Genomic DNA, 23,361 nt, shown 5'->3' with positions numbered 1-23,361 from the left:
ATGAACACCACACTACGCACGCTCGTTACTGTCGCGACCCTCAGCCTGCCCTTCTGCGTCAGCGCTGACTCTGCCAGCATCAACTACCGCCACCAGTACACCGAGGAAGACAGCGCCCACGCTGACCGAATCAAGTTCAACTACCGCCTGGACAGTGGACTGGGCTTTGAAGCGGAAATGAAATACCGCACAGCCGGTGACCGTGAAGATGTCGCCTACGACAACATGGTCAACAACGGCCATGAGTTCACGGTCAGCTACAACTACAAACTCAGCGAGCAATCGACGCTGACCCCGGCCTTCCAGATGGACAGCTCGAAGGACTCGACCACTTACAAGTTCGGCCTCAAGTACAACTACAAAATCAACGATGCCTTCTACGTCGCCACGCGCTATCGCCTGGACGCCAAGAAACTGGATCGTGACCAGGTCAATGAAGACATGCCCGACCACATCAAGGATGACCAGACCACCAACCGTTTTGAAGGCTGGCTCGGCTATACGCCGGCGAACAAGTGGGCCTACGAATATCAGTTCATCTATTTCAAAACCGACTACATCCGCTACGACAACAAGAAGAGCGATTACGAACAGAACCTGATCGTGAAATACAAACTCACCAAGAAATGGGCGCCGTTCATGGAAATCGGCGACGTAAAAGTCGACTCCACGTCCCCCGATCGCCAGGCGCGCTGGCGTCTGGGTGTCCAGTACAACTTCATGTAAGACCTGGTATTGCCTGACGATCGCGCATCGATCGCCAGGCAAGCACCCTGCCCCAAACCGACACGCCACTACCGCTCAATGGAGGACCTGACCATGACCACACAACCCACTTCACCTAAACCCTTCAACCGCATCCTGCTGACTGGCGCCGCCGGTGGCCTGGGCCAAATACTCAGAGAAACCCTGCAGGCTCATGCCGAAATCGTCCGGGCCTCGGACATCAGCCCCATGACGCCCAGCCGTGGCCAACATGACGAAGTGATCAACTGCAACCTGGCCGACAAGGCCGCAGTCGCGGCGCTGGTCAAAGGCGTCGATGCCATCGTCCATCTGGGCGGGATTTCAGTGGAGCGGCCCTTCGAGGAAATTATCGAGGCCAACATTCGCGGCACGTTTCATATTTATGAAGCGGCGCGGCAACACGGGGTCAAGCGGATTGTTTTTGCCAGCTCCAACCACGTCACCGGTTTCTATCCGCAAGACGTCGAACTGGATGCACATTCCCAGCGCCGCCCGGATGGTTATTACGGTTTGTCCAAGGCTTACGGCGAGGACATGGCGACGTTTTACTTTCACCGCTATGGCATCGAAACGGTGAGTTTGCGGATCGGTTCATCGTTCCCGGAACCGCGTAACCTTCGGATGCTCTCGACATGGCTCAGCTATCCGGACCTGGAGCACCTGGTAGCGCGAGCCCTGCTGGCCAGCGATGTCGGACATAGCGTGGTTTACGGTGTTTCCAACAATCGCGACCAGTGGTGGAGTAATCGCCATGCCGCCCACCTGGGCTTTGCCCCGCAGGACAGCTCGGAAGTCTTTCGCACGCAGATCGAGCAACAACCCAAACCTGCCGCTGACGATCCCAACAGCCTGTTCCAAGGGGGAGCATTCACGGCTGCCGGGCCGTTCGGTGACCTGTCGGAAACACACCAATGAATGCCGAGCTCATCGTCGACGCACGCAACGCAACGGGCGAAAGTCCGGTCTGGCAAATTCAGGAGAATGCGTTGTATTGGGTGGATATTCCCGCGGGCCGCTTGCACCGGTGGCAGCCAGACGGCAAGACTGACTGTTGGCAGGCGGACGAAATGCTCGCCTGCATCGCCCGTAGTCCGGCGGGTCATTGGCTGGGGGCGCAGGAAAGTGGAGTGTTCAAACTGGTGCCTCAGACTGACGGACGCCTGCGCGCCGAAAAACTCGCCGGCGTCGAGCATGCCCGACCGCAGATGCGCTTCAACGATGGACGCTGCGACCGCCAGGGACGCTTCTGGGCCAGCACGATGCAGACCAACATGGGCGCCGACGCGCTCGGCGCACTTTATCGTTACGATCCGAAAAACGACGGAATCGTCGAACATCTTGCTGCGCAAATCGAAGACCTGGTGGTGCCGAATGGCCTGGCGTTCAGCCCCGATGGCGGCACGATGTACCTGTCAGACTCGCACCCGAGCCGGCAACTTATTTGGGCGTTCGATTACGATATCGACAGCGGCACGCCGCACAACCGCCGCGCCTTCGTCGACATGAACAGCCATCCGGGTCGACCGGACGGCGCGGCCGTGGACGCTGAAGGCTGCTATTGGATCTGTGCGATCGATGCGGGCCAAGTGCTGCGCTTTACACCGGACGGGAAACTCGATCGCTCATTATCGCTGCCAGTGAAGAAACCAACAATGTGCGCGTTTGGCGGCGACCGACTCGACACGCTATTTGTCACCTCGATCCGCCCACAGGGCATCGACCTCAGCGACCAGCCCCTGGCGGGCGGTGTCTTCGCTTTGAATCCTGGGGTGAAAGGCCTGCCCGAACCCCTGACACGCGCCTGAGCCCCGCGCTCAACCGTTCAGGCCTCGACGGCTGCAGCCTCATACGCGCGCCGCATTCGCTCGCGACTGTTGGACAAATGCAGGCGCATCGCGGCACGCGCGGCATCGGCATCGCGTCGGACAATGGCCCTGTAGATGTCTTCGTGTTCGCGACTCAGGCGCTCCAGATAGGGCTCCGAGTTGTCCTTGACCCGCGTGGAATGCAAACGAGTGCGCGGAAGGATGCTGACCCCAAGGTGCAACATGATGTCGGTGAAATAACGATTCCCCGTGGCCAACGCAATCTGTTGGTGAAACTGAAAGTCCGCGGACACGGCGTAATCGACACTGACCGCTCTGGAGTTGAGCGCATCGAGCGAGTCGCGCATCAGTTGCAGTTGCTGGTCGGTGCGTCGTACACAGGCCAGGCCAGCCGCTTCAACCTCCAGGCTGATGCGCAACTCAAGGACCGCCAGCACGTCCTGCAACGTGACAATGCTGGCTGGGTCAATGCGAAAACCGCTCGGGCTCGGGATGTCCCTTACAAACGTGCCAATGCCGTGCCGGGTTTCCACCAGGCCAGCGGCTTGCAGGCGCGACATCGCCTCACGCACCACGGTGCGACTGACTCCATGCTCCTCCATGACTTGAGATTCAGTCGGCAATTTTGTCCCACGCGCAAGTTCGCTGCTGCAAATACGCCGGGATAGTTCGGTGACCAACTCCTCCGCCAGACTTCGATGTCTTCGGCGAACACTCGGTTGGACGTTGTGTTTGTCCATCAGGAACAAATATCTCGAATTTGCGAATAAGTGCTCATCATAGCTCATTAAGTTGTACGACAACGTATCAGCTTAATGATGGTATTTCGTATGTAGCGGACGTTCGATTCGCTGCAACGGCGATGATCGGCAAATGGCGCACCATTGCGCAGCGCACCGGACTTAAACGCCACTCAATGAGGGTCGCTTCTGCGTTTTTTGAGCGGGACAGAGACAGGTCAGTCTGCTTGCATCGTGACCTGATGCTGCTCACCCAATCCTGTAATCCCCAGACGCATGGTCTGGCCCGGGCGCAGGAATACAGGATTAGGTTTGATGCCCAGTCCCACGCCGGGTGGCGTCCCTGTCGAAATGACATCGCCGGGTTGCAAGCTCATGCAACGACTGAGGTAGGCAATCAATTGCGGCACATTGAAGATCAGTGTCCGCGTATTGCCTTGCTGGTAACGGTGACCATCGACTTCCAGCCACAGATCCAGCGAATGCGGATCGACAATTTCATCGCACGTGACCAGCCACGGACCGAGGGGGCCAAAGGTATCGAAACCCTTGCCTTTGTCCCACGTGCCGCCGCGTTCCAGTTGCCATTCGCGCTCAGACACATCGTTGATGACGCAATAGCCAGCGACATGCTCCATGGCGTTCGCTTCATCAATGTAGCGCCCGCCTTTACCGATGACGACGCCCAGTTCGACTTCCCAGTCGGTCTTGAGCGAACCGCGCGGGATCTGAATATTGTCGTTCGGCCCGCAGATGGCACTGGTCCATTTGCTGAAGATGATCGGCTCTTTCGGCACGTCCATATTCGACTCGGCCGCATGGTCGGCGTAGTTCAGACCGATGCAGATAAATTTGCCGACCTGCCCCACACAGGCGCCGATACGTGGCTGACCCGCAACAATCGGCAGGATGCTCGGGTCGATAGCGGCAAGCGCTGCCAGGCTTTCGGGACTCAGGACCTGTCCGGCGATATCCGGCACATGGTCCGACAAGTCGCGGATCTGATTATCGGCATCCAGCAGGCCCGGTTTTTCCGAACCTTTTTCGCCATAGCGCAACAGTTTCATGAAGTTCTCCTGCTCAAACTGAAAGTGGAAACCGGGTTCAGATACTCATGCCGCCATCGATGACATGCACACCACCGGTGGTGTAGGCGGATGCATCACTGCCCAGATACAACGCCAACTGCGCGATCTCCTCGGTGCTGCCGATACGCCCCATGGGCTGGCGTCCGAGAAATTCCTGGTAAATCTGTGCTTCGTCGACACCCTGTTGCGCGGCCTGGGCGGCGATGCGCTGACGCAGCGACGGAGACTCCACGGTACCTGGGCATATCGCGTTGCAGCGGATGCCCTGCCCGATGAAATCGATAGCGACGGCCTTCGTCAAGCCTACCACCGCAGCTTTACTGGCCGCATAGGCGAAGCGGTTGGGCACGCCTTTGACGCTGGAGACCACCGACGACATGTTGATGATCGACCCGCCACCACGCGCTAACATGCCCGGCAAAAACGCGCGGATCATCCGGTACATCGCCGTAACATTGATGTCCATGGAGCGTGCCCAGGCATCCTCGTCACACTGCAGAATATTGCCGCTGTGCACGTAACCGGCGCAGTTGAACAGCACGTCCAGCGCGCCGATTCGTTCACAGGCATCGGCAATCGTACTCACCGAAGTCACGTCCAACGCGATGGCGTTGATACCCTCAATCCCCTCCAGCCCGCTGACATCGATGTCACTGGCAAACACCTCGGCACCGGCCCGGGAAAAGGCAATGGCGCTGGCCATCCCTATACCCTGCCCGGCCGCTGTAATTAACACCCGCTTGTTCTGCATGTTCATGCCGTTTCCAACGTCGCTGTGGTGGCTGCGGTTTTTGGCGTTCTGCCGAGCATAGATGCGGGAATGGCCAGGATCAGTCCGCCGCTGACGAACAGACACAGGGCCAGCACGTAGGTGCCGTTGTTGATGTTGCCGGTGAGATTTTCAGCCACGGCGGTGATCATCGAACCGGTGAAACCCGACAGGTTGCCGATGGCGTTGATCATGCCAATGCCGGCTGCGGCAGCTACGCCCGACAACACGGTCCCCGGCAGGGTCCAGAAAATCGGCATCAGGCTGAGAATCCCCGAAGCGGCGACGCTAAGGAAGAGTACGGACAACACCAGGTTGTCGGCGAAGAAAGCACTGAGGATCAGGCCGACGCCACCGATGAAGGCAGGAATGGCCGCGTGCAGGCGCCGCTCACCGGTGCGGTTGGAGTGTCGTGCGTTGAGCAACATCGCCACCGTGGCCACCGCGTAGGGAATGGCGGTCAGGAAGCCGATGTGCAAACTGTTGGTGATACCGGTGCTCTTGATGATCGAGGGCATCCAGAACGCCAAGCCGTAGAAACCGGTGTTGAAGGTCAGCAAAATCAGCACCAGCAACCACACCCGCGGGTTGAAAAACACTTCGCTCAAGCGGGTCGCCTTGCCCTGGTTGTCGGTTTGCAGATTGGCCTTGAGCAGGGCTTTTTCCGCGGCTGAAAGCCATTTGGCCTTGTCGATGTTGTCGGCCAGGCAAACGATCACCACGAAAGCCATGATGATCGAAGGGATGCCCTCGATGATCAACATCCACTGCCAGCCCGACAGGCCGTGCACGCCCTGCATGCTGTTCATCAGCCAGCCGGACAGTATCCCGCCCAGTGTCAGGCTGATCGGCATGGCCATCAGGAATCCGGACATCACGCGGCTTTGCCGATGAGTCGGAAACCAATAGTTGAGGTACAGAATCACGCCGGGAAAAAAGCCGGCTTCACAGATACCCAGGAGGAAGCGCAACACATAGAACATGGTGTTTGACTGGATACCGAAGAACCCCGCCAGTGGCACGGTGTAGGCCACAGCCATGGAAATCACCGCCCAACTGAGCATGATCCGGGCGATCCAGAATCGCGCCCCGAAGCGATGCAGCAGTAGGTTGCTGGGGACTTCGAAGAGGAAATACCCCCAGAAAAACATACTGGCGCCCAAGGCATAGATCGTGTTGCTGAACTGCAGCTCATTGAGCATGTCCAGCTTGGCAAAGCCGATGTTGACCCGGTCCAGGTAGGCGGCCATGTAACACAAGAGCAGGACGGGAAGGATGCGCCAGATGACCTTGCGGTAGGTCCGGTCTTCAAAGTCGAGTTCGCGGGCTTGCGCCTGCGCGGGCAAATGCTCGGATATGGTTTGCATGAGGTAACCCCTGGGCATGTGGACATGCCTGATTGTTTTTATTGAATGGGTCACGCCGAATGAGCAATTCACCCGGCGGTGGAGCAATGATTACAGTGGCTGGGCGGTGTGTTCTCCGTTGACCAAGCGCATCAGCCCCAATGGATTGCTGTTCTTCAAGGCATCGGGGAGTAAGACATCGGGGAAGTTCTGGTAGCACACCGGGCGCAGGAAACGATCGATGGCCAGGGTACCCACTGACGTGCCGCGGGCATCGGACGTCGCCGGCCAAGGCCCGCCATGGACCATGGCATCGCTAACCTCTACACCGGTCGGATAGCCGTTGATCAGCACGCGACCGACTTTTTGCTCAAGCACGGCCACCAGGTCGGTGCACTGCTCGAGTTCAGTCGGCTCACCGATCAGGGTGGCTGTCAGTTGACCGCGCAAACCTTGCAGAGCCGCCAACAGCTCAGCCCGATCAGCCACTTCCACCACTACCGTGACCGGGCCGAAGATTTCTTCCTGCAGCAACGCGCTGCCCGTCAACAGCAGTTCAACGTCGGCCTGGAACAATTGCGCCCGGGCCTGGTTACCCTGCTGTACCTGCCCCGCCAAGTGGTTGATCTGCGGGTGCGCCAGCAAGGCTTCACAACCCTGAACATAGCTGCGCAGGCCACTGGCATTGAGCATGGTTTGCCCCGGTTGATCGGCCAGCAACGCACTTAGCGTTTGCACGAAGCGGCTGAATGCCACTGAACGAATGCCAATGACCAAACCAGGATTGGTGCAGAATTGCCCTGCGCCCATGACCACCGACGCCGCCAATTCGGTAGCGACACGCTCGCCGCGAATCTGCAACGCCTCTGGCAATATCAGCACCGGATTGATGCTACTCATCTCGGCAAACACCGGGATCGGTTGCGGGCGTGCAGCGGCCATGTCGCACAGCGCCCTGCCACCCTTGAGTGAACCGGTGAAGCCGACGGCCTGAATCAACGGATGCTTGACCAGTGCTTCACCCACGCCGGCACCGAAGATCATGTTGAACACCTCCTTGGGCATGCCGGTCTGCTCGGCGGCCCGGATGATGGCTTCGGCCACCCGTTCAGCGGTCGCCATGTGCCCGCTGTGGGCCTTGAACACCACCGGGCAGCCGGCAGCGAGCGCAGCCGCGGTATCGCCTCCCGCGGTGGAAAATGCCAAAGGAAAGTTACTGGCGCCGAACACCGCTACCGGGCCGAGGCCCAAGCGGCACTGGCGCAGGTCGCCCCGGGGCAATGGTTGGCGGGCAGGCAGCGACAAGTCGATACGCGCACCGTAAAAGTCACCGCGACGCAGGGTCTGGGCAAACAGGCGCATCTGGCCACTGGTGCGGGATCGTTCACCCTCAATACGCGCCACTGGCAACGCAGTTTCCTGACGGACAAGGTCCACGAAGTCGTCGCCCAGGGCGTCCAGTTCACTGGCGATGGCCTCAAGAAATTGCGCTCGGCGCACGGCCGGCAGATTGCGAAAAACTGGATAGGCCTCGGCAGCAGCCATGGCAGCGGCATTCACTTCCTCGACCGTGGCCTGGACGAAACCTGTGGGCAATGGTTGCCCGGTAGTGGCATCAATGCTGTTCAGCAACACCGACCCGGCAGCGCTGCGGCCACCGGCGATGAAATTGTGTCCGGACAGTTCGGGCATGACAGTCTCCTGACCCAGATGGGAATCTGGTCGGTACTCTACTGCCGCGAATCGATTCTTTCCCAATGGCATTTGTTGATTATCCGATAACGATCCGTTATCGGAATAATCGTTAGCTCTCTCCGCTTCAACCGGCCTGATCGCTGGCCAGACGGGCGTTTTCCTTGAGTATTTCAGCGAACTCCAATGCCGCCCCTACCAACTGCTCGCCTTTTCGCGTGAGGATGCCGTAATCCTGTGGCACCAAGTGCAGCGGTGTATGGAGGGTCTTCAGCTGGCCGCTTTCGAGCAGCGGGTTGACCATGGCGTTGGGCAGCATCCCGATCATTGGTCCGCGCTGCAGGACCTGGAGGAAGGTCTGCATGGAAATAGTGTCAACGGTATTGCGCGGCATCCCTACCCCGGCCTCGGCGAAGGCCTGTTCCATGCGTCCACGAATCGGTGTGCCGACCGGATAGAGAATCCACGGCAAATCCACCAATTGTTGCAACGAGAGGGGGCCTGCGTCCGCGAGCGGGTGACGACTGTTGACCACGATGCAAAACGGTTCAGGGGCCAAGGGCTGGAAGTCATAACGCTGCTGCTGGCTTTGATCGGTAAAACGGGCCACCGCCAGATCGAGCTTCTTCTCTTCGAGCATCTCCATCAGGTGATTACTGGTCTGCTCCACGACTTCAATCGAGAGCAACGGCCAGCGCTGCTTGATCTGCAGGATCGCGTCGGGCAAGGCCACCGCCGTTGCAGCAAAAATCCCGCCGACCTTGAGATAGCCGTGGCCGCCTTCACGCAGGCTGCTGATTTGCTCGACAAACGAACGCGCGTCATTCAAGGCGATCTGCGCATAACGCAGCACATGCTCACCCAGGGCCGTGGGCGGCATGCTCCGAGGCAGCCGTTCGAACAAGGCGAAGCCGAGCAGGCTTTCGATTTCCTTGAGCATCTTGCTGATGGCCGGCTGGCTGAGATTCATTTGCTGCGCCGCCAAGTGCATGTTGCGTGTGCGTCCCAAGGTGTCGATCAGCAGCAAGTGCCGGAATTTGAGCCAGCCGCAGAAGCTGGAGAAGGATAGATCTGACATGGATATTCCTCGGGCCACCAATAACCTGACGTTATCAATTACTGAATATATCTCATTGGAGTTTATCGAATCCCCGCCCTAGCGTGAAGGCTTTACGAACCAGGAAGATTCGCCATGTCGCTAATGCTTACTCCCGAAAACACCCTGCCGGTCGATGGTGTAACCGGTACCTTGATCGGCCGCGCCTGGGTGCCAGGCCGGGTCGCAGGCCCCTCGCCGATAGTGCTGCGCAGCGATGGTGTGTTCGATCTGTCGGATCGTTTTGCGACATTGAGTGACTTGCTGGAAACAGAATCTCCACTGGCAGCCGTGAGGCAGACGCCCGGCATCTTCATCGCCAGTGTCGAAGCGTTGCTAGCCAACACCGGCCCCGCGCCCGATCCGTCAAGCCCCTACTTGCTTCCGCCCCTGGACTTGCAAGTTATCAAGGCCGCCGGCGTGACCTTCGCCGCCAGCATGATCGAGCGTGTGATCGAGGAGCAGACCGGTGGTGATGCGGCTAAAGCCGAAGCCGTACGCGCCACTGTGCACAGCGTAATCGGCGACAACTTGCGCTCGATCGTTCCTGGCTCCGAGCAAGCCATGCGCCTGAAAGCCTTGCTCATCGAACAGGGCATGTGGTCGCAGTACCTGGAAGTCGGCATCGGCCCGGATGCGGAAATCTTCACCAAGGCACCGGTTCTCGCCGCCGTGGGAAGCGGCAGCCGCATCGGTATTCATCCCGGCTCGCAATGGAACAACCCGGAACCCGAAGTGGTGCTGGCGGTGAACAGCCGTGGCCAGATCCACGGCGCCACCTTGGGCAACGACGTCAATCTGCGGGATTTCGAAGGCCGCAGCGCGCTGTTGCTGAGCAAGGCCAAGGACAACAATGCGTCCTGCGCCATTGGGCCGTTTATTCGCCTGTTTGACGAACACTTCAGCCTGGATGATGTGCGGGCCTGCGTGGTCGATCTGCAGGTACAAGGCGAAGACGGTTACCGGATGCACGGATCGAGCTCCATGAGCCAGATCAGCCGCGACCCGCAGGACCTGGCGGGCCAGACGCTCAACGCCAATCACCAATACCCGGATGGTTTTCTGCTGTTTCTCGGTACCCTGTTCGCCCCCACCGAAGACCGCGATCATGCCGGCAGCGGTTTCACCCACAAACTGGGTGACCGGGTCAGTATCAGCAGCCCCTTGCTTGGTAGCCTGCATAACCTGGTGACCCACAGCTCTGACGCCACACCCTGGACCTTTGGCGTGAGCGCCTTGCTGCGTAACCTGGCATCCCGGGGCCTGCTCGCCCGCTGAAGCCACAACAGACGATTCATCCAATTACAAGAGAGAAATGAATCATGAGTGAAACTCCAAAACGTCGCCTGCGCAGCGAGCAATGGTTCAACGACCCTGCCCACGCGGACATGACTGCCCTCTACGTCGAACGCTACATGAACTACGGGATGACCCGCGAAGAGCTGCAGTCGGGCCGCCCGATCATCGGCATCGCCCAGACCGGCAGCGACCTGACACCCTGCAACCGTCACCATCTGGAGCTCGCGCAACGGGTCAAGGCCGGTATTCGTGATGCCGGGGGCATTCCCATGGAGTTCCCGGTGCATCCGATCGCCGAGCAGTCGCGTCGGCCCACCGCTGCACTGGACCGTAACCTGGCTTATCTGGGGTTGGTGGAGATCCTCCATGGTTACCCATTGGACGGCGTGGTGCTCACCACCGGTTGCGACAAAACCACCCCCGCCTGCCTGATGGCCGCCGCAACTACCGACCTGCCCTCCATTGTCCTGTCCGGCGGCCCGATGCTCGACGGTCACCACAAGGGTGAATTGATCGGCTCCGGCACCGTGCTCCGGCATGCGCGCAATCTGATGGCCGCCGGTGAGATCGATTACGAAGGTTTCATGGAGATGACCACGGCGGCATCGCCGTCCGTGGGGCACTGCAACACCATGGGCACCGCCCTGTCGATGAACGCGCTGGCCGAAGCGCTGGGCATGTCGTTGCCCGGTTGTGCGAGCATTCCAGCGCCCTATCGTGAGCGCGGGCAAATGGCTTATGCCACCGGCAAGCGCATCTGCGAACTGGTACTGCAAGACGTACGCCCGTCGCAGATCATGACCCGCGATGCATTCGAGAACGCGATCGCCGTCGCCTCGGCACTGGGCGCATCGAGCAATTGCCCTCCGCACCTGATTGCGATCGCCCGGCACATGGGCGTCGAGTTGAGCCTGGATGACTGGCAACGGATTGGCGAGGACGTGCCGCTGCTGGTCAATTGCATGCCGGCGGGCAAGTACCTCGGCGAAGGCTTCCACCGCGCTGGCGGTGTGCCGGCCGTGATGCATGAACTGCAAAAAGCCGGGCGTCTGCATGAAGACTGTGCCACGGTCAGCGGCAAGACCATCGGCGAAATCGTCAGCAGCTCCCTGACCAGCAACACCGACGTGATCTATCCCTTTGAAACCCCGCTCAAGCACCGCGCTGGTTTCATCGTGCTCAGCGGCAACTTCTTCGACAGCGCGATCATGAAGATGTCGGTGGTTGGCGAGGCGTTTCGTAAGACCTATCTGTCCGAACCCGGCGCAGAGAACAGCTTCGAAGCACGGGCCATCGTGTTCGAAGGACCAGAGGATTATCACGCCCGGATCGACGACCCGGCGCTGGATATCGACGAGCGCTGCATCTTGGTGATCCGCGGTGTTGGTACCGTGGGCTACCCCGGCAGTGCCGAGGTGGTGAACATGGCCCCTCCGGCCGCGCTGATCAAACAAGGTATCGACTCCCTGCCCTGCCTGGGCGACGGGCGTCAGAGCGGTACTTCGGCAAGTCCGTCGATTCTCAACATGTCTCCAGAAGCGGCGGTAGGTGGTGGCCTGGCGCTGCTGAAAACCAACGACCGGCTGCGGGTGGACCTTAATACCCGCTCAGTAAACCTGCTGGTGGACGAAGAAGAAATGGCCCGCCGTCGAGCGGACTGGAAGCCAAGCTTTCCGCCATCGCAAACGCCCTGGCAGGAACTTTATCGGCAACTGGTAGGACAGCTTTCTACAGGTGGCTGCCTGGAACCTGCCACTTTGCATCTCAGAGTGATCGCCCGCAGCGGTGAGCCGCGCCATTCCCACTGACAACGGTAAGCCTGCTCCCTCGCTACCGCTGAAGTTTGTAGCGTGGGGGTACACTGCGAACCAGTCAGTGATGACGCAATTACGCTCAATTGCATGGTTGTAGAGGCAATGCACGCCCTCCGCTCAGGATGCCAAAGTCCCTGTTTGGGAGCCTCGCATTGCCACCAAGCGCCGCGCCTCGTCTCCATGACAATCGGATCCTGGCCACCCTGAAGGCAGAGCAGTGACGCCTGCATGCGGCTCGCCGCCGTTGCTAAATCAAGTTGATCCAGGAACCCAAGTACGTCGGCTTCGCTTGCAGAGTTGCCTAGTATCCGGCCAAATCGTTGAAGGACACGTGGGGACTTGAGCAGGCCCTGTTTCAATTCGGGAGTTCCGCCATTGCTGTAGCACGCGCTGATCCGCGAATCGGCTACTGCGGCCGCCAGCGCGAGGGTGCCACCAGCACTGTGTCCTAAGACTCCAAAACGATTTTCTGCCGCGAGTGAAGTCCAGTGCGAGGCAAGAACCGTCGCGAAGTTGCGCCAAACCTTGGCCGGGGAGTTCAAGCAAACACACCGACAAGCCACGTTCCAGGTGCCTGGTAAACTGCTGCCGGCGGGCTCACGAACGACGTTGTTTTGACCCTCCTGCGGCGTCCTGCCGACCGATACACAATCAAACCTCCCTGCAATACCAAGACTGCGCATACAGAACACCATCGACCTCCTCCAGACCACTCAGCGTGAAGCCGAGCGTTGCCATGCTGGTCAGGCGAGCATCAAGAAGCGGCCGAATCGGTGGCGAATCACCCGGCCAGGCGCCGTGTCGCAGCGATGCGGTATTGGCTGTTCTCTTCAAAAGGTCAGACGGCGCGCTGGAGAAAATGATATCGCCCTTTACTGGATCGGCACTGGCGATATCCCTTGTCGATCTGGCGACGCCGCGCTCTCTCATGGGCACAATCAGGAAATGCATTGCTTGCTCGATACTGGATAAATAAACAGTATCATGAGGATTTGGCGATTGCTCAATTGGCCGCTGACGATCGGTAACGTTTCGTCCTTATGCAGTAGGGGGCTGGACTATGCTGAAAGCACTGGTGGAGGACTTGATCCATGTGTGGACGACTTTCCCAATACAGCGGCATCCACGACTTTGTGGCGGCGCTGAGCATGCCCAACGCTCTGATCAACTATGCAGGCAACCAACCTTTCGAGCTCTACAACGCCGCGCCGTCCACTCAGCTCGCCCTCTTTCACCAGGAAGGTCAGTTTCTGCGAGCCGACATGGTTCGCTGGGGATGGCGGCCGCACTGGGCCAAGGACCGAACCGCACCAATCAATGCCCGGGTAGAGAAAGTCGCCCACGGAGCATTCTTCAAAGCAATCTGGCCACACCGGGCAATCATCGTAATCAACAACTGGTTCGAATGGGTCGATGAAGGTGGACCGAAGAAACACCCTTACCTGATCCGCCGTAAAGACCGTGCACCGATTCTGTGCGCCGCGATCGGACAATACCCAAACGCCGAGTTTGGTCCGAGTGAATATGACGGCTTCGTGATCATCACCGCCGACAGCAAGGGCGGCATGCTGGACATGCACGATCGCCAGCCGGTGACGCTTTCGCCGGAACTGGCTCGGGAATGGTTGAATCCGGCTACACCCATGGAGCGCGCCGAGCAGATGATACTGTTGCAGGGAGAGCCCGCCGAGGCTTTCGAGTGGTTTAAGGTCGACCGCGCTGTGGGCAATGTCCGCAATCAGCAAAACGGCTTGATCAACCCAATCAGCGATTCACTTCTCTGACGTAGGCTTGCACGCCGATGGCTGACAAGGTAAAAACGCATTTAGGTAAGTGATTACTGACGCGAAGGATCGTAGATTTTCCGCCTTCTCATCGGCAGGCTGTCGCCGCAAAAACAATTCCCGCTCATGTCCGATCCGTTGTCGACGTTCAGCCAGCAGTGCCCTCACCTTTACCTCAAGCGAATCCGCTTTTCTCAAACTCGCGGCAGTGAATGCCGGCGCCGTCACCTCTGGCACACGACAAGGAACCGACACAGGCACCTCTACCCGCACAGAGCGTACTTCCGGTTCTCGGCCGGCGCGCGCCGCTCTCATGCAGACGATATCGTCGACGGCGACATGTACGCGATCAACCACAACGGTCAGCTCCGCGTGAAGCTGGTCTACCTGAAGAAGGGTTGATCAATGCCAAAGAAACATCAGGAAAGCAAAGCAGCGACTGCTGCTGACATTGAGCGCTCTATCCAGGCGCTGAACAAAATGGCTGAACGCCTCTGGGGCGATGGCCGGGAAGCTGAGGCGAAAGCCCTCCTCGATGCCTTGGATGCGTTAAACAGGGCGCTCGATCGGATCAGGATTGGAGAGAGCCGCAGGGTTCTTCATTGAAACGTACACGTCCCGGCTGAAGGCTGGGTGTATAAACAGCAAGGTAGATGGCTGATGGGACTGCTCGAATTTTTATCCGACCTTCTCGGTGGGCTTGCTAATCTTCAGCCTTACGAAAAGCCTCGCAGGGTCTTCACGCGCGGCTTTGTTGCATTCTGCGTGCTGGTGGCTGTTTTTGAGCTGATAGCACTGAACCAGTTCTATGGCGCGCGCTGATCGGGAAGATCTGCTAGCGCCCGGTGCGAACGAAACTGCGGCTAATACCGCCCACCTGCATCACCAAAGCGAATCGTGAGCAACGAGCGCCAGCAAGGCGAACCGAACTACTTTGCGCCGTAGCTTTTGCACATATCCTGTGCCATGGCCGCCATACCCGAGCTGTTCAGGGATTGCATCATAAGTCCGACCTCGACTTTGTAAGCAGGGTCTGAGCTCACTTTTCGGGTTTCGGCCTTGGTTGCTTCGTCCATCTTGGGATCGCTGGCCATAGCATTTTCGATAGAGCCATTTAAGCCAGGGTTTGCCTTATTGCAGAGCTCCCCCATTGCAACAAGCGTTACGGCAACTTGATGCGTATCAACGGTTTGATTCGCAAAAGAGCTGCTGGCGAAGCCAAAGCTCACAAGAGACATGCACAGCGTTGCGTTCCTTAATGAAAACATTCAACAGCTCCTGGACGTTCAAATAAATAAGTATGTTCGTGCAGCCGAGTGATTTTGGATCAGGTCACGATCTGAATGCACGACTGGAAATGCTGACATTATTTTGGTCTGGATCTTTGGCATTGGAAAAACTGTACCCCTCTGCCTCGTGTGTCGGGCCAAAAAGCAGTCCCCTTTCTGCCGAGGTCTCCTTGAAAGCCTGAACGTCATCCACGTCAAAAACGATTTTGACGCACGCCTGACCGTTCTTCAGGCCTTTGGCCGCCTTGTGCAGAAGTAGCTTGGCGCCACCTGCCGACGAAGTCAGTTCCGTGATGCCATTGAGTTCCGGCAATGCGGAAAACCCAAAATGCCGAGTGTAGAAATCAGATGTCTTCGCGACATCCTTCGCATAAATGATCACCGCATTGATTGCTGGCTTCATATCACCCTCCCTGGTTGGCCACTCAAATCAGCTAGCCATCTTAGATGTAAATTCTCAACACGCCACCATCCAACTCATCCCGCCACCCTGGAGGCGCCCATGTCGGCACAACGCAAGGCTCAGTTCCCATACGACAACCTTCTGCTGCCTCCGGTGAGCGAAGACGACCTGGCTAAGATTGATTGGCTGGAAGCGAAGACGGAAAACCTGATCCGGCTTCGTCGCCAGTTGGGGTATCCGTGCAGATGCGCGTCCAAGCCTATAAAGTAGCCACCTCCAAACAAGGAGGATGGAATATTGCTCATCAAAATTGAGCTGCTGGACGAGCTGCTTCAGCGCTATGCCGGATACCTCGGCAATGACTTCACCGGATACCGGAATCATGTGTACCGAGTCATCAACTTTTGTTGCTCGCTCAACATGCTGGATGCTGTAGACCTGGAAAAGATAGTTGTGGCCGGGGTATTTCATGACCTCGGCATATGGACGGCCAAGACGTTTGATTATTTGCCCCCGTCAGAGCAACTGGCAAAAGACTTCCTTCGGGAAATCGATAAGCTGGATTGGGCGCAAGAAATTATCTCGATCATTCACAACCACCATAAAATAACTCGCTCCCATACCGATCCACAGAACCTTGCAGAGGTTTTTCGGAAAGCCGACTGGATCGACGTATCCCACGGAGCGGTTACTTTTGGACTCTCGCGACAGAAGCGACGCGAGGTGTTTTCGGCCTTTCCTGATGCAGGATTTCACTTTCGCTTAGTTCAGCTTTCGCTCAAGCGACTGCTAACGAACCCACTGAGTCCACTGCCAATGATGCGGCTCTGAATGTAGTCATTCACTCCACCCTTGATAGCAGCAGCGCTGCTCCCACTGGCAACAAATTACCAGCAGCGCTATTTGCTGAAATATCATACCCTGTCGCCATGAAAACACGTCGCCCCCTCACCCCTGAAGAAGTCGCCGAAAGCATCAGGCTCAAGGCTATTTACGACCAGCGAAAGTCTGCTGCCAAAGCGGCTGGATCAAATCTCACTCAAGCGGATGTGGCTGCGGCCTGCGGATGGTCTGGCCAAAGCGCCTTCAGTCAATATGCAACCGGCAAGGTTCCACTGAACGTCGAGGCACTCCTGAAACTGGCAAAAGCCTTGCGCTTCGATGCCAGCGAAGTGAGCCAACGCCTGATGTCGACCGTTGCCAGCGTCCAGCCTTCCGAGCGCATCCAGCCCAGCGTATTGATGTCAGACATCCAACCTTGGGATGACGACACTCCCCTGGATGCCGATGAGGTCTACGTTCCCTTCCTGCGCGAAGTGGAACTGGCGGCCGGATCAGGCCGTTTCGTGATTGAGGAAAGTGACAGCGCCCGGCTGCGCTTTTTCAAGAAAGACCTTCGCCATAACGGCGTTCAGTTCAGCAACGCGAAGTGCGTGGTTGTCAGCGGCAACAGCATGCTGCCAGTGCTGCGTGACGGCGCAACCGTGGGCATCAACGTTGGCAAGAGCTCACTGGGCGATATCGTTGACGGCGACATGTACGCCATCAACCACAACGGTCAGCTACGGGTGAAGCAGGTTTACCGCCTACCGACGGGCATCCGCCTGCGCAGCTTCAATCGCGACGAGCATCCGGATGAGGACTACACCTTCGCAGAGATCCAGGAGCAGCAAATCGTGATCCTGGGCCACGTGTTCTGGTGGGGGATGTTTGCCCGCTGATTGGCGTTCACATGCCCGGTAGGCGATGTATACGCAATGATGCACCCGGACTGGCAACGGTCAGCAGTTTTATGAAAGCAACCCACTCTTTATGGATACGGAAATTCAATGAAAAACCCTAAGCTTTTGTTCTCCCTGTCATGCGCCATTGCCATCTCGCTGCTGAGCGGCTGTGCAGCTTCCGTAAAAAGCGGCGGCACTGAAACGCTGGCTATTCAAGAGTCAGCCAAGCAAAACCTGGTCGTTAACTTCCAAGGGAATAGCAAGGTTCAGCAGAACGAAGACTGGCCTCGCTTAAAGCAGGAATGGAATGCGGCGCTGCAAAACGAAGCCACTCGAGCGGGCTACAGCCTTTCCGAGACTCAGGCATTAAGCCCCTCCGGCAAAGACGGTGTTGACATCAAGATCAACGTGACCAACTTTCGATACCTGACGCCAGGTGCGCGCTACGGTGCCGGCGTGATGGTCGGTAACGCCTGGGTCAACTCAAGCGCAGATTACTCAGACTTGAAGTCGGGGCGCCTGATTGGCACCCGGACCTATGACACGTCATCGTCTGCGTGGGAGGGTGTCATGTCAGCCATGACCAAAAAGCAGGTTGAAGCTATTGCGCAGCAAATCATAAGCGACATTAAAAACGCCAAGGCGAACTAACCCGGCACGCTCGACATGTGTTTGGGTTGCAGCTAAAAAGCCGAAGCATCCAAAAACCCGCCTGGCGCGGGTTTTTTTACGCCCGGCAAAAATATTATTAGCAGCGCTATTTACATATAATATAAGCACTGCTACTTTTATATTCAAGGGTCGAAGGTCGCACCACCCTTTCGATCTGCGACGGCGGACGAGGTGTTAATCGAACGGACACATGACCCGGAACCGGAACCGGACGCGAGCAACAACGAAAGCATCACTTCTGCCCATTCATCGAGTGGGCAGTGGGATGTAGGCCTACATCAAAAGCGCAAGGCTCAACGGAGCAAAAGGTGACATCAATGAATTAAGGAAAATGACCATGACCGTAGATATCAGCAACTACACAATCGCTACACCGCTTCCTATCTCCGACACCAACCCCATCGCACTTGAACTCATCGGCTGGCGGGCACTGCTTGAATGTCCGCAAGTCGTATCGATGCTTCCAGATGGCTCGCTGCAAATGACGGCGCCGACGCTCGGCGCTTCGAGCAAAAGCACGCACCGCACCCGCTGCGAGTGGAAGGAGCCGGGTTATTGGCTGTTCGCCAGCGCTGCTGACCACTGGAACCGACAAGAAATGCGGCTGACGAAAGTCAACTCGCTGCAGAAGGTCGTGATCAGCCAGATTCATGTGCAGGGTTCGGAGCGACCACCTGTAAAGGTGTTCTGGAACAAAGGCCGGATCACCATGGGGTTCCGGTCGAGCTATCTTCAAGAAGACCCGGTGAACACGACGGTTCTGGAAGACGTGCCGCTCGGGGCACTGTTCAAAATCAACATTCACGCCAATTCGAGCGGCGCAGTGTCCGTTTCGGCGAGCTGTAACGGGGTCAAATCGACTTCCGCAATCATGCGTCTCGACAACACCTGGGACACGAAAACGCTGGCCTTCCACGGCGGTGTGTACAACCAGATCGACTACTCCGATACCACCGACCCCGAAGACGGTTCGGTGTGCATCATCAGCGACCTTTCCATCACCCACGCTTGATATGAAATCGGACCTGTAGGAGCCGACTTGTCGGCGAAGGCGTCCTTAAGCGCGCCTTCGCCGGCCAGCCTGGCGCCTACAAAAACGGATCAACTCTTTGCGGGCAGCGCATTATCGGGCAGTGATTGAAAGTCATCCGCCGCCTTGTCTGTAGTAATGACCGCATCAATGCCCCAGTCGCTTGGCAGATGCCAATCCTCTCCAAACAACTCCGCCGGATGCATCGTCCGGTCGGAACCATTGCCGCACGCCAGGGACTTCGCCGGACAATACAGGTCGCATCCCCAACAGATCCGCTCGGGGTGCTTAGGGTTGATGGGGAAGTTCTTGGCCATACCGATCTCCGATCATTGAGTGGAGTTCTTCCAACCTACAGCCCTTGCGCAACGCCAGCCTTGATACATATCAAGAATCGACATCAAACGATGTTCCCTCCCCCCATCGCGATCCTGCAGCTAAGCTTCTAACGCCTGAACAGACCTGGAGACGTCGCTCATGCTCAATAAAAATCCTTTCCCAAGCGTTGGGGCCCCGGACCATCCAACCCTGTCGACATGGGACGATCAAAACGCCGTAACATCCATCGATAGCGACGAGTTTACCGCCCCGCCCGCCTTGACCAACGCCGAACTGGTTCACTTGCGTGTCCGGGTGATTGCCTTGGAAAACCTGGTCATCGCGCTGCTGGCAGAAGCTTCGGAACGTCAGCTCGCCATTGCCCGGGAAATGGCCGACTACATTTCTCCCAGACCCGGTTTTACCCAGCATCCCTTGACCGTTCATGCGGCGGCACAGATGACCCACAGCGTTGAGCGCGCTCAGCGATTTAGCCAACGTGACGAGCCAGCCGTTTAATTGCTCAAAACTTGATAACAATCATTATTGTTCGCAGCAAAGCTTCCTAGACTCGGGCTCCTACTCGTCAGTGTTCAGGAAGCTATTATGCGTACCCCTTTTTCGCTATCACTCGCCCTGCTCTTGCTATCGCCGCTGGCTCACGCCAAGGAATACCCGATCGGGGAACCACAGTTGTGTCCCGGGCTGGAAGTCGGGGCGGTGTATTTGCAGCCGATAGAAATGGCACCTGCGGGGATGATGCGCGCCACCGCGGATTCCGACGTCCACCTGGAAGCCGATATCCGGGCCACTGCGGACAATCGGCAGGGCTTTCAGGAAGGCAGTTTCGTGCCCTACCTGAACGTCTCTTTCAACCTGAAAAAACAAGGCAGCGACCCCGAGATCAAAGGCGATTTCCACGCCATGGTGGCCAATGACGGTCCGCACTATGGCGACAATGTAAAGCTGCTTGGCCCCGGTAAATATCAGCTGACGTTCACCGTCCTGCCTCCCGGCGGTCATGGCTCCCTCGGGCGCCACACCGATAAGGAAACCGGTGTCGCTCCCTGGTTCGAACGCTGCGAACTGCACTACGAATTCATCTACGCCGGCATCGGTAAAAAAGGCGGCTATTGAATGAAGCGCCTGCGCATTGCCTGGCTGATCCTCGCCGGAGCCGTCATGCCAGTGACGGCTTATGCCCAGTTACCCAGCTTTGAGCTGAGCCTTCGCGATGGCCACTTCACGCCGGCCTTGCTGGAGGTGCCGGCCGGACAGCGTTTCAAGATCGTTCTGAAAAACGTCGGCCAAGGGCCGGCCGAGTTCGAGAGCACACCGTTGCGGGTTGAAAAAGTCCTGTCGCCGGGCGTGACGACCTTCGTGGTCATTCACCCCCTGAGGCCCGGTCACTACCCCTTTTTCGACGAGTTCAATCCGCAATTGCCCGAGGGCGGCATCCTCGCGAAATAACCTGTTAGTGCACGGAGCTTCCATGAATCAATCAATGTTCATCGTCTGGCGCGAAAGCGTCGAGGCGTTGCTGGTGATCGGTATTCTCCAGGCCTGGGCCAGCCAGCAAGGCCAACGTAATCGTCTGGTCAAATTCCTCTGGGCGGGTGTGGTGCTGGGGTTGATGCTCTCAGGCCTGCTGGCGGTGTTGATTCTGTTTGCCGGTGAGGCCATGAGCGGGTCGGCCAGCGAATGGTTCCAGGCCACCCTTGCGCTGGTTGCCAGCCTGTTGATGGTGCAGATGGTGGGCTGGATGCGCCGCCACGGGCGCAGCCTCAACCACGACTTGCGACGACACGCCGATAGCCACCTGGCCCGGCAAGGTGGCGCAGGTTTATTACTGCTGGCCATGCTCGCGATCAGCCGTGAAGGCAGCGAAACGGTGGTATTTCTCTATGGCGCCGGCGCCCGATTGCGAGGTCCGCAGCTCGGTTTGTTTGCCGTCGGCGGCGTATTGGGACTGGTGCTGTCGGCGCTGACCATCACGCTGCTGCACAGCAGTCGTCGATTCATTTCATGGCAACGATTTTTTGCCATCAGCGAAGTCATCTTGCTCATGCTCGGCGCGGCCTTGCTGGTCAGCGGCACCGAGCGAATCGGCGGCCAATTGCTCGCCATGGATTTGCCGGACATGGTTTACAGCCTCGTTGGCGAAGCGCTTTGGGACAGCAGCACGTTGCTGAGCGACAGCCATGGATTGGGTGGCTTTCTTGCAGGTTTTGCCGGTTATCGGGCAAGCCCCAGTGGTCTGACCTTGTTGGTGTGGATCGGTTATTGGCTGGCCGTCGGCGGCTGGCTACGGCAACGGACTGCGGAAAATCTGCCATGCCCGACCTGAGCCGGCGCAATCAATGGCTCCAGCGCCTGGGTGACGGGATGCGTCGCCATGCGCCCGTCATCCGTGCGGTGCAGTGGGCTGTTGTAGTGTTTTACGCGGTGCTGTTGGTGACCCCGGCGCTGTTGCCGCTGCCAGACAGCCAGGCACGGATACTCGACAACCTGACCTTGCTCGCGCAGTTTTTGTTCTGGGGAATCTGGTGGCCGTTCGTGTTGCTGTCGATGCTGTTCTTCGGCCGACTCTGGTGCGGCGTTCTGTGCCCGGAAGGTTCGCTCAGCGAATGGGCCAGCCATTACGGTAAAGGCCTGGGTGTGCCGCGCTGGTTGCGCTGGGGCGGCTGGCCGACATTGGCGTTCTGCCTGACGACCCTCTACGGTCAGTTGATCAGCGTCTATGACTACGCCCAGGCCGCGCTGTTGATTCTGGGCGGTTCGACCGTGGCAGCGGTCATCGTCGGGTTATTGTTCGCCCGGGGCAAGCGGGTCTGGTGCCGTTACCTGTGCCCGGTCAGCGGCGTCTTCGCCCTACTCGCAAGACTCGCCCCCGTGCACTTTCAGGTCGATGAACAACGTTGGCTAGAGAATTCCGCAGCGCGCCTGCCGCCACCCAACTGCGCTCCCCTGCTCGATATCCGCCGCCTGCAAGGCGCCAGTGATTGCCACGCCTGCGGACGCTGCAGCGGGCAACGCGGGGCCGTTCAGCTGATCGCCCGCTCCAGCAATCAGGAGATTCTTCACGCGACGGCGCAGACGCTGTCCCCCTGGGATACGCGCTTGCTGCTGTTCGGCGTGATCGGCTTGGCCATGGGCGCGTTTCAGTGGACGGTCAGCCCATGGTTTGTCGTCCTCAAACAACACTTGGCCGAGTGGCTGGTCGAACATAACCAGCTCTGGGCCCTGCAGGACAACGCCCCCTGGTGGCTGCTGACCCATTATCCGCAGCTCAACGACAGCTTCAGTTGGCTCGACGGTTTCAGCATCGTCGCTTACCTGAGTTTGAGTTCGATCGTGCTCGGCACGGCGTTGATGCTGCTCCTGCGCCTGACGGCCCGACTGGCACGGGATCGCACACTGTATTGGCCCCTGGCGCTGACACTCACGCCTCTGGGTGCTGCCGGACTGTTTCTCGGGCTGTCGGCCACCACCGTCAAATTACTGCGTTATGAAGGTCTGCTGCTGGAGTGGGTGCAACCGGCCAGGGCCTGTCTGTTATTGGCCGCGATGGGCTGGAGCCTGCTACTGGGTTGGAAACGGCTGAGTCGCGAAAATCTTTCCCAAGTACGACGCGGGTCCGCCATCGCTTGCCTGCTCCTGGCCGAAGGCCTGGTGGGATTTGGCTGGTGGTTGCAATTCTGGGGCTGGGCTTGAGTTCCCCCAG

General features: G+C 58.3%; 27 protein-coding genes and 1 pseudogene. 17 read left to right on the top strand and 11 right to left on the bottom strand.

What is annotated here, in order from left to right; all coding sequences use genetic code 11:
- From AB3226_RS26220 to AB3226_RS26210, 3 genes are all read left to right on the top strand, one after another.
- Window positions 1-726, top strand: a complete 726-nt coding sequence (locus AB3226_RS26220) for an oligogalacturonate-specific porin KdgM family protein (protein ID WP_367375231.1) — start codon at window positions 1-3, stop codon at window positions 724-726.
- A gap of 93 nt (window positions 727-819) precedes the next feature.
- On the top strand, window positions 820-1,662 hold the full coding sequence (locus tag AB3226_RS26215; protein WP_367375230.1) for an NAD-dependent epimerase/dehydratase family protein: 843 nt from the start codon (window positions 820-822) through the stop codon (window positions 1,660-1,662).
- Window positions 1,659-2,552, top strand: coding sequence for an SMP-30/gluconolactonase/LRE family protein (locus AB3226_RS26210; protein ID WP_367375229.1), 894 nt, complete (start codon window positions 1,659-1,661; stop codon window positions 2,550-2,552). Before AB3226_RS26215 ends, AB3226_RS26210 begins: the two co-directional genes overlap by 4 nt.
- A gap of 17 nt (window positions 2,553-2,569) precedes the next feature.
- Here AB3226_RS26210 and AB3226_RS26205 read toward each other — a convergent pair whose 3' ends face one another.
- From AB3226_RS26205 to AB3226_RS26180, 6 genes are all read right to left on the bottom strand, one after another.
- Window positions 2,570-3,313: a FadR/GntR family transcriptional regulator gene (locus tag AB3226_RS26205; protein WP_367375228.1), complete on the bottom strand. Its 744-nt coding sequence runs from the start codon at window positions 3,311-3,313 to the stop codon at window positions 2,570-2,572.
- 218 nt (window positions 3,314-3,531) lie between these two features.
- A complete protein-coding gene (locus AB3226_RS26200) occupies window positions 3,532-4,380 on the bottom strand; it encodes an ureidoglycolate lyase (protein WP_367375227.1) in 849 nt (282 codons plus the stop codon).
- 37 nt (window positions 4,381-4,417) lie between these two features.
- Window positions 4,418-5,158: an SDR family oxidoreductase gene (locus AB3226_RS26195; RefSeq protein WP_367375226.1), complete on the bottom strand. Its 741-nt coding sequence runs from the start codon at window positions 5,156-5,158 to the stop codon at window positions 4,418-4,420.
- On the bottom strand, window positions 5,155-6,537 hold the full coding sequence (locus tag AB3226_RS26190) for an MFS transporter (RefSeq protein WP_367375225.1): 1,383 nt from the start codon (window positions 6,535-6,537) through the stop codon (window positions 5,155-5,157). Before AB3226_RS26190 ends, AB3226_RS26195 begins: the two co-directional genes overlap by 4 nt.
- 90 nt (window positions 6,538-6,627) lie before the next feature.
- Window positions 6,628-8,208: an aldehyde dehydrogenase (NADP(+)) gene (locus tag AB3226_RS26185; protein ID WP_367375224.1), complete on the bottom strand. Its 1,581-nt coding sequence runs from the start codon at window positions 8,206-8,208 to the stop codon at window positions 6,628-6,630.
- Window positions 8,209-8,335: 127 nt separating this feature from the next.
- Window positions 8,336-9,286 carry a LysR family transcriptional regulator gene (locus AB3226_RS26180; protein ID WP_367375223.1) on the bottom strand — a complete coding sequence of 317 codons (951 nt, stop codon included), beginning with the start codon at window positions 9,284-9,286 and terminating at the stop codon, window positions 8,336-8,338.
- Window positions 9,287-9,400: 114 nt separating this feature from the next.
- On the opposite strand from AB3226_RS26180, the gene AB3226_RS26175 reads away from it, so the two are divergent.
- Window positions 9,401-10,582, top strand: a complete 1,182-nt coding sequence (locus tag AB3226_RS26175) for a fumarylacetoacetate hydrolase family protein (protein ID WP_367375222.1) — start codon at window positions 9,401-9,403, stop codon at window positions 10,580-10,582.
- Window positions 10,583-10,626: 44 nt separating this feature from the next.
- A complete protein-coding gene (locus AB3226_RS26170) occupies window positions 10,627-12,411 on the top strand; it encodes an IlvD/Edd family dehydratase (RefSeq protein ID WP_367375221.1) in 1,785 nt (594 codons plus the stop codon).
- Window positions 12,412-13,068: 657 nt separating this feature from the next.
- Here the strand turns inward: AB3226_RS26170 and AB3226_RS26165 are convergent.
- A complete protein-coding gene (locus AB3226_RS26165; protein WP_367375220.1) occupies window positions 13,069-13,368 on the bottom strand; it encodes a hypothetical protein in 300 nt (99 codons plus the stop codon).
- A gap of 140 nt (window positions 13,369-13,508) precedes the next feature.
- Between AB3226_RS26165 and AB3226_RS26160 the strand changes: the two genes are divergently transcribed.
- Window positions 13,509-14,201: an SOS response-associated peptidase family protein gene (locus AB3226_RS26160; RefSeq protein ID WP_367375219.1), complete on the top strand. Its 693-nt coding sequence runs from the start codon at window positions 13,509-13,511 to the stop codon at window positions 14,199-14,201.
- Between the two features lie 114 nt (window positions 14,202-14,315).
- Here AB3226_RS26160 and AB3226_RS26155 read toward each other — a convergent pair.
- Window positions 14,316-14,516, bottom strand: a pseudogene (locus AB3226_RS26155) (hypothetical protein); the annotation flags it as partial.
- A 90-nt stretch (window positions 14,517-14,606) separates the two neighbouring features.
- On the opposite strand from AB3226_RS26155, the gene AB3226_RS26150 reads away from it, so the two are divergent.
- Together AB3226_RS26150 and AB3226_RS26145 are read left to right on the top strand one after the other, a co-directional pair.
- The gene (locus AB3226_RS26150) at window positions 14,607-14,807 is read left to right on the top strand and encodes a hypothetical protein (protein ID WP_007895617.1); all 201 of its coding nucleotides are present in this window, start codon (window positions 14,607-14,609) and stop codon (window positions 14,805-14,807) included.
- Window positions 14,808-14,861: 54 nt separating this feature from the next.
- Complete coding sequence (locus AB3226_RS26145; protein ID WP_367375218.1) at window positions 14,862-15,023, top strand: hypothetical protein; 162 nt, start codon at window positions 14,862-14,864, stop codon at window positions 15,021-15,023.
- 107 nt (window positions 15,024-15,130) lie between these two features.
- Here the strand turns inward: AB3226_RS26145 and AB3226_RS26140 are convergent, their stop codons facing one another.
- Together AB3226_RS26140 and AB3226_RS26135 are read right to left on the bottom strand one after the other, a co-directional pair.
- Entirely contained in the window at window positions 15,131-15,469 is a 339-nt protein-coding gene (locus AB3226_RS26140) for a hypothetical protein (RefSeq protein ID WP_367375217.1), read from the bottom strand.
- A gap of 64 nt (window positions 15,470-15,533) precedes the next feature.
- Entirely contained in the window at window positions 15,534-15,893 is a 360-nt protein-coding gene (locus AB3226_RS26135) for a VOC family protein (RefSeq protein ID WP_367375216.1), read from the bottom strand.
- A 297-nt stretch (window positions 15,894-16,190) separates the two neighbouring features.
- Here AB3226_RS26135 and AB3226_RS26130 point away from each other — a divergent pair, with 297 nt between their 5' ends.
- The 4 genes from AB3226_RS26130 to AB3226_RS26115 all read left to right on the top strand — a co-directional run bounded on the left by AB3226_RS26130 (window position 16,191) and on the right by AB3226_RS26115 (window position 19,301).
- A complete protein-coding gene (locus AB3226_RS26130; RefSeq protein WP_367375215.1) occupies window positions 16,191-16,724 on the top strand; it encodes an HD domain-containing protein in 534 nt (177 codons plus the stop codon).
- A gap of 98 nt (window positions 16,725-16,822) precedes the next feature.
- Window positions 16,823-17,614 (top strand): XRE family transcriptional regulator, encoded by a 792-nt coding sequence (locus tag AB3226_RS26125; RefSeq protein ID WP_367375214.1) that lies wholly within the window; start codon window positions 16,823-16,825, stop codon window positions 17,612-17,614.
- 108 nt (window positions 17,615-17,722) lie between these two features.
- Window positions 17,723-18,268 carry a hypothetical protein gene (locus tag AB3226_RS26120; protein WP_367375213.1) on the top strand — a complete coding sequence of 182 codons (546 nt, stop codon included), beginning with the start codon at window positions 17,723-17,725 and terminating at the stop codon, window positions 18,266-18,268.
- A gap of 358 nt (window positions 18,269-18,626) precedes the next feature.
- Window positions 18,627-19,301: a polysaccharide lyase family 7 protein gene (locus AB3226_RS26115; protein ID WP_367375212.1), complete on the top strand. Its 675-nt coding sequence runs from the start codon at window positions 18,627-18,629 to the stop codon at window positions 19,299-19,301.
- Window positions 19,302-19,390: 89 nt separating this feature from the next.
- Here AB3226_RS26115 and AB3226_RS26110 read toward each other — a convergent pair whose 3' ends face one another.
- On the bottom strand, window positions 19,391-19,636 hold the full coding sequence (locus tag AB3226_RS26110) for a DUF3079 domain-containing protein (protein ID WP_367375211.1): 246 nt from the start codon (window positions 19,634-19,636) through the stop codon (window positions 19,391-19,393).
- Between the two features lie 160 nt (window positions 19,637-19,796).
- Between AB3226_RS26110 and AB3226_RS26105 the strand changes: the two genes are divergently transcribed.
- From AB3226_RS26105 to AB3226_RS26085, 5 genes are all read left to right on the top strand, one after another.
- A complete protein-coding gene (locus tag AB3226_RS26105; protein WP_367375210.1) occupies window positions 19,797-20,156 on the top strand; it encodes a hypothetical protein in 360 nt (119 codons plus the stop codon).
- 87 nt (window positions 20,157-20,243) lie between these two features.
- On the top strand, window positions 20,244-20,774 hold the full coding sequence (locus AB3226_RS26100) for an iron transporter (protein WP_367375209.1): 531 nt from the start codon (window positions 20,244-20,246) through the stop codon (window positions 20,772-20,774).
- Window positions 20,775-21,107, top strand: a complete 333-nt coding sequence (locus AB3226_RS26095; protein WP_367375208.1) for a cupredoxin domain-containing protein — start codon at window positions 20,775-20,777, stop codon at window positions 21,105-21,107.
- 22 nt (window positions 21,108-21,129) lie between these two features.
- On the top strand, window positions 21,130-21,984 hold the full coding sequence (locus AB3226_RS26090) for an FTR1 family protein (RefSeq protein WP_367375207.1): 855 nt from the start codon (window positions 21,130-21,132) through the stop codon (window positions 21,982-21,984).
- Window positions 21,972-23,351, top strand: coding sequence for a 4Fe-4S binding protein (locus tag AB3226_RS26085; protein WP_367375206.1), 1,380 nt, complete (start codon window positions 21,972-21,974; stop codon window positions 23,349-23,351). Before AB3226_RS26090 ends, AB3226_RS26085 begins: the two co-directional genes overlap by 13 nt.
- Window positions 23,352-23,361 lie beyond the last annotated feature (10 nt).

It is taken from the genome of Pseudomonas lini (assembly GCF_964063345.1).
Classification (GTDB): domain Bacteria; phylum Pseudomonadota; class Gammaproteobacteria; order Pseudomonadales; family Pseudomonadaceae; genus Aquipseudomonas; species Aquipseudomonas lini_B.
The sequence above is the reverse complement of the archived record's forward strand: the minus strand, read 5'-3'. Positions and strand labels throughout refer to the sequence as shown.

What these genes read in the sequence shown, in the direction of transcription:
- AB3226_RS26125 (WP_367375214.1), top strand. Translation starts at nt 16,823, where the DNA reads ATGAAAACACGTCGCCCCCTCACCCCTGAAGAAGTCGCCGAAAGCATC.
- AB3226_RS26170 (WP_367375221.1), top strand. Translation starts at nt 10,627, where the DNA reads ATGAGTGAAACTCCAAAACGTCGCCTGCGCAGCGAGCAATGGTTCAAC.
- AB3226_RS26160 (WP_367375219.1), top strand. Translation starts at nt 13,509, where the DNA reads ATGTGTGGACGACTTTCCCAATACAGCGGCATCCACGACTTTGTGGCG.
- AB3226_RS26135 (WP_367375216.1), bottom strand. Translation starts at nt 15,893, where the DNA reads ATGAAGCCAGCAATCAATGCGGTGATCATTTATGCGAAGGATGTCGCG.
- AB3226_RS26120 (WP_367375213.1), top strand. Translation starts at nt 17,723, where the DNA reads ATGAAAAACCCTAAGCTTTTGTTCTCCCTGTCATGCGCCATTGCCATC.
- AB3226_RS26200 (WP_367375227.1), bottom strand. Translation starts at nt 4,380, where the DNA reads ATGAAACTGTTGCGCTATGGCGAAAAAGGTTCGGAAAAACCGGGCCTG.
- AB3226_RS26095 (WP_367375208.1), top strand. Translation starts at nt 20,775, where the DNA reads ATGAAGCGCCTGCGCATTGCCTGGCTGATCCTCGCCGGAGCCGTCATG.
- AB3226_RS26190 (WP_367375225.1), bottom strand. Translation starts at nt 6,537, where the DNA reads ATGCAAACCATATCCGAGCATTTGCCCGCGCAGGCGCAAGCCCGCGAA.
- AB3226_RS26140 (WP_367375217.1), bottom strand. Translation starts at nt 15,469, where the DNA reads ATGTTTTCATTAAGGAACGCAACGCTGTGCATGTCTCTTGTGAGCTTT.
- AB3226_RS26210 (WP_367375229.1), top strand. Translation starts at nt 1,659, where the DNA reads ATGAATGCCGAGCTCATCGTCGACGCACGCAACGCAACGGGCGAAAGT.
- AB3226_RS26100 (WP_367375209.1), top strand. Translation starts at nt 20,244, where the DNA reads ATGCGTACCCCTTTTTCGCTATCACTCGCCCTGCTCTTGCTATCGCCG.
- AB3226_RS26175 (WP_367375222.1), top strand. Translation starts at nt 9,401, where the DNA reads ATGTCGCTAATGCTTACTCCCGAAAACACCCTGCCGGTCGATGGTGTA.
- AB3226_RS26115 (WP_367375212.1), top strand. Translation starts at nt 18,627, where the DNA reads ATGACCGTAGATATCAGCAACTACACAATCGCTACACCGCTTCCTATC.
- AB3226_RS26090 (WP_367375207.1), top strand. Translation starts at nt 21,130, where the DNA reads ATGAATCAATCAATGTTCATCGTCTGGCGCGAAAGCGTCGAGGCGTTG.
- AB3226_RS26180 (WP_367375223.1), bottom strand. Translation starts at nt 9,286, where the DNA reads ATGTCAGATCTATCCTTCTCCAGCTTCTGCGGCTGGCTCAAATTCCGG.
- AB3226_RS26205 (WP_367375228.1), bottom strand. Translation starts at nt 3,313, where the DNA reads ATGGACAAACACAACGTCCAACCGAGTGTTCGCCGAAGACATCGAAGT.
- AB3226_RS26145 (WP_367375218.1), top strand. Translation starts at nt 14,862, where the DNA reads ATGGGACTGCTCGAATTTTTATCCGACCTTCTCGGTGGGCTTGCTAAT.
- AB3226_RS26110 (WP_367375211.1), bottom strand. Translation starts at nt 19,636, where the DNA reads ATGGCCAAGAACTTCCCCATCAACCCTAAGCACCCCGAGCGGATCTGT.
- AB3226_RS26185 (WP_367375224.1), bottom strand. Translation starts at nt 8,208, where the DNA reads ATGCCCGAACTGTCCGGACACAATTTCATCGCCGGTGGCCGCAGCGCT.
- AB3226_RS26215 (WP_367375230.1), top strand. Translation starts at nt 820, where the DNA reads ATGACCACACAACCCACTTCACCTAAACCCTTCAACCGCATCCTGCTG.
- AB3226_RS26165 (WP_367375220.1), bottom strand. Translation starts at nt 13,368, where the DNA reads ATGCATTTCCTGATTGTGCCCATGAGAGAGCGCGGCGTCGCCAGATCG.
- AB3226_RS26105 (WP_367375210.1), top strand. Translation starts at nt 19,797, where the DNA reads ATGCTCAATAAAAATCCTTTCCCAAGCGTTGGGGCCCCGGACCATCCA.
- AB3226_RS26220 (WP_367375231.1), top strand. Translation starts at nt 1, where the DNA reads ATGAACACCACACTACGCACGCTCGTTACTGTCGCGACCCTCAGCCTG.
- AB3226_RS26195 (WP_367375226.1), bottom strand. Translation starts at nt 5,158, where the DNA reads ATGAACATGCAGAACAAGCGGGTGTTAATTACAGCGGCCGGGCAGGGT.
- AB3226_RS26150 (WP_007895617.1), top strand. Translation starts at nt 14,607, where the DNA reads ATGCCAAAGAAACATCAGGAAAGCAAAGCAGCGACTGCTGCTGACATT.
- AB3226_RS26085 (WP_367375206.1), top strand. Translation starts at nt 21,972, where the DNA reads ATGCCCGACCTGAGCCGGCGCAATCAATGGCTCCAGCGCCTGGGTGAC.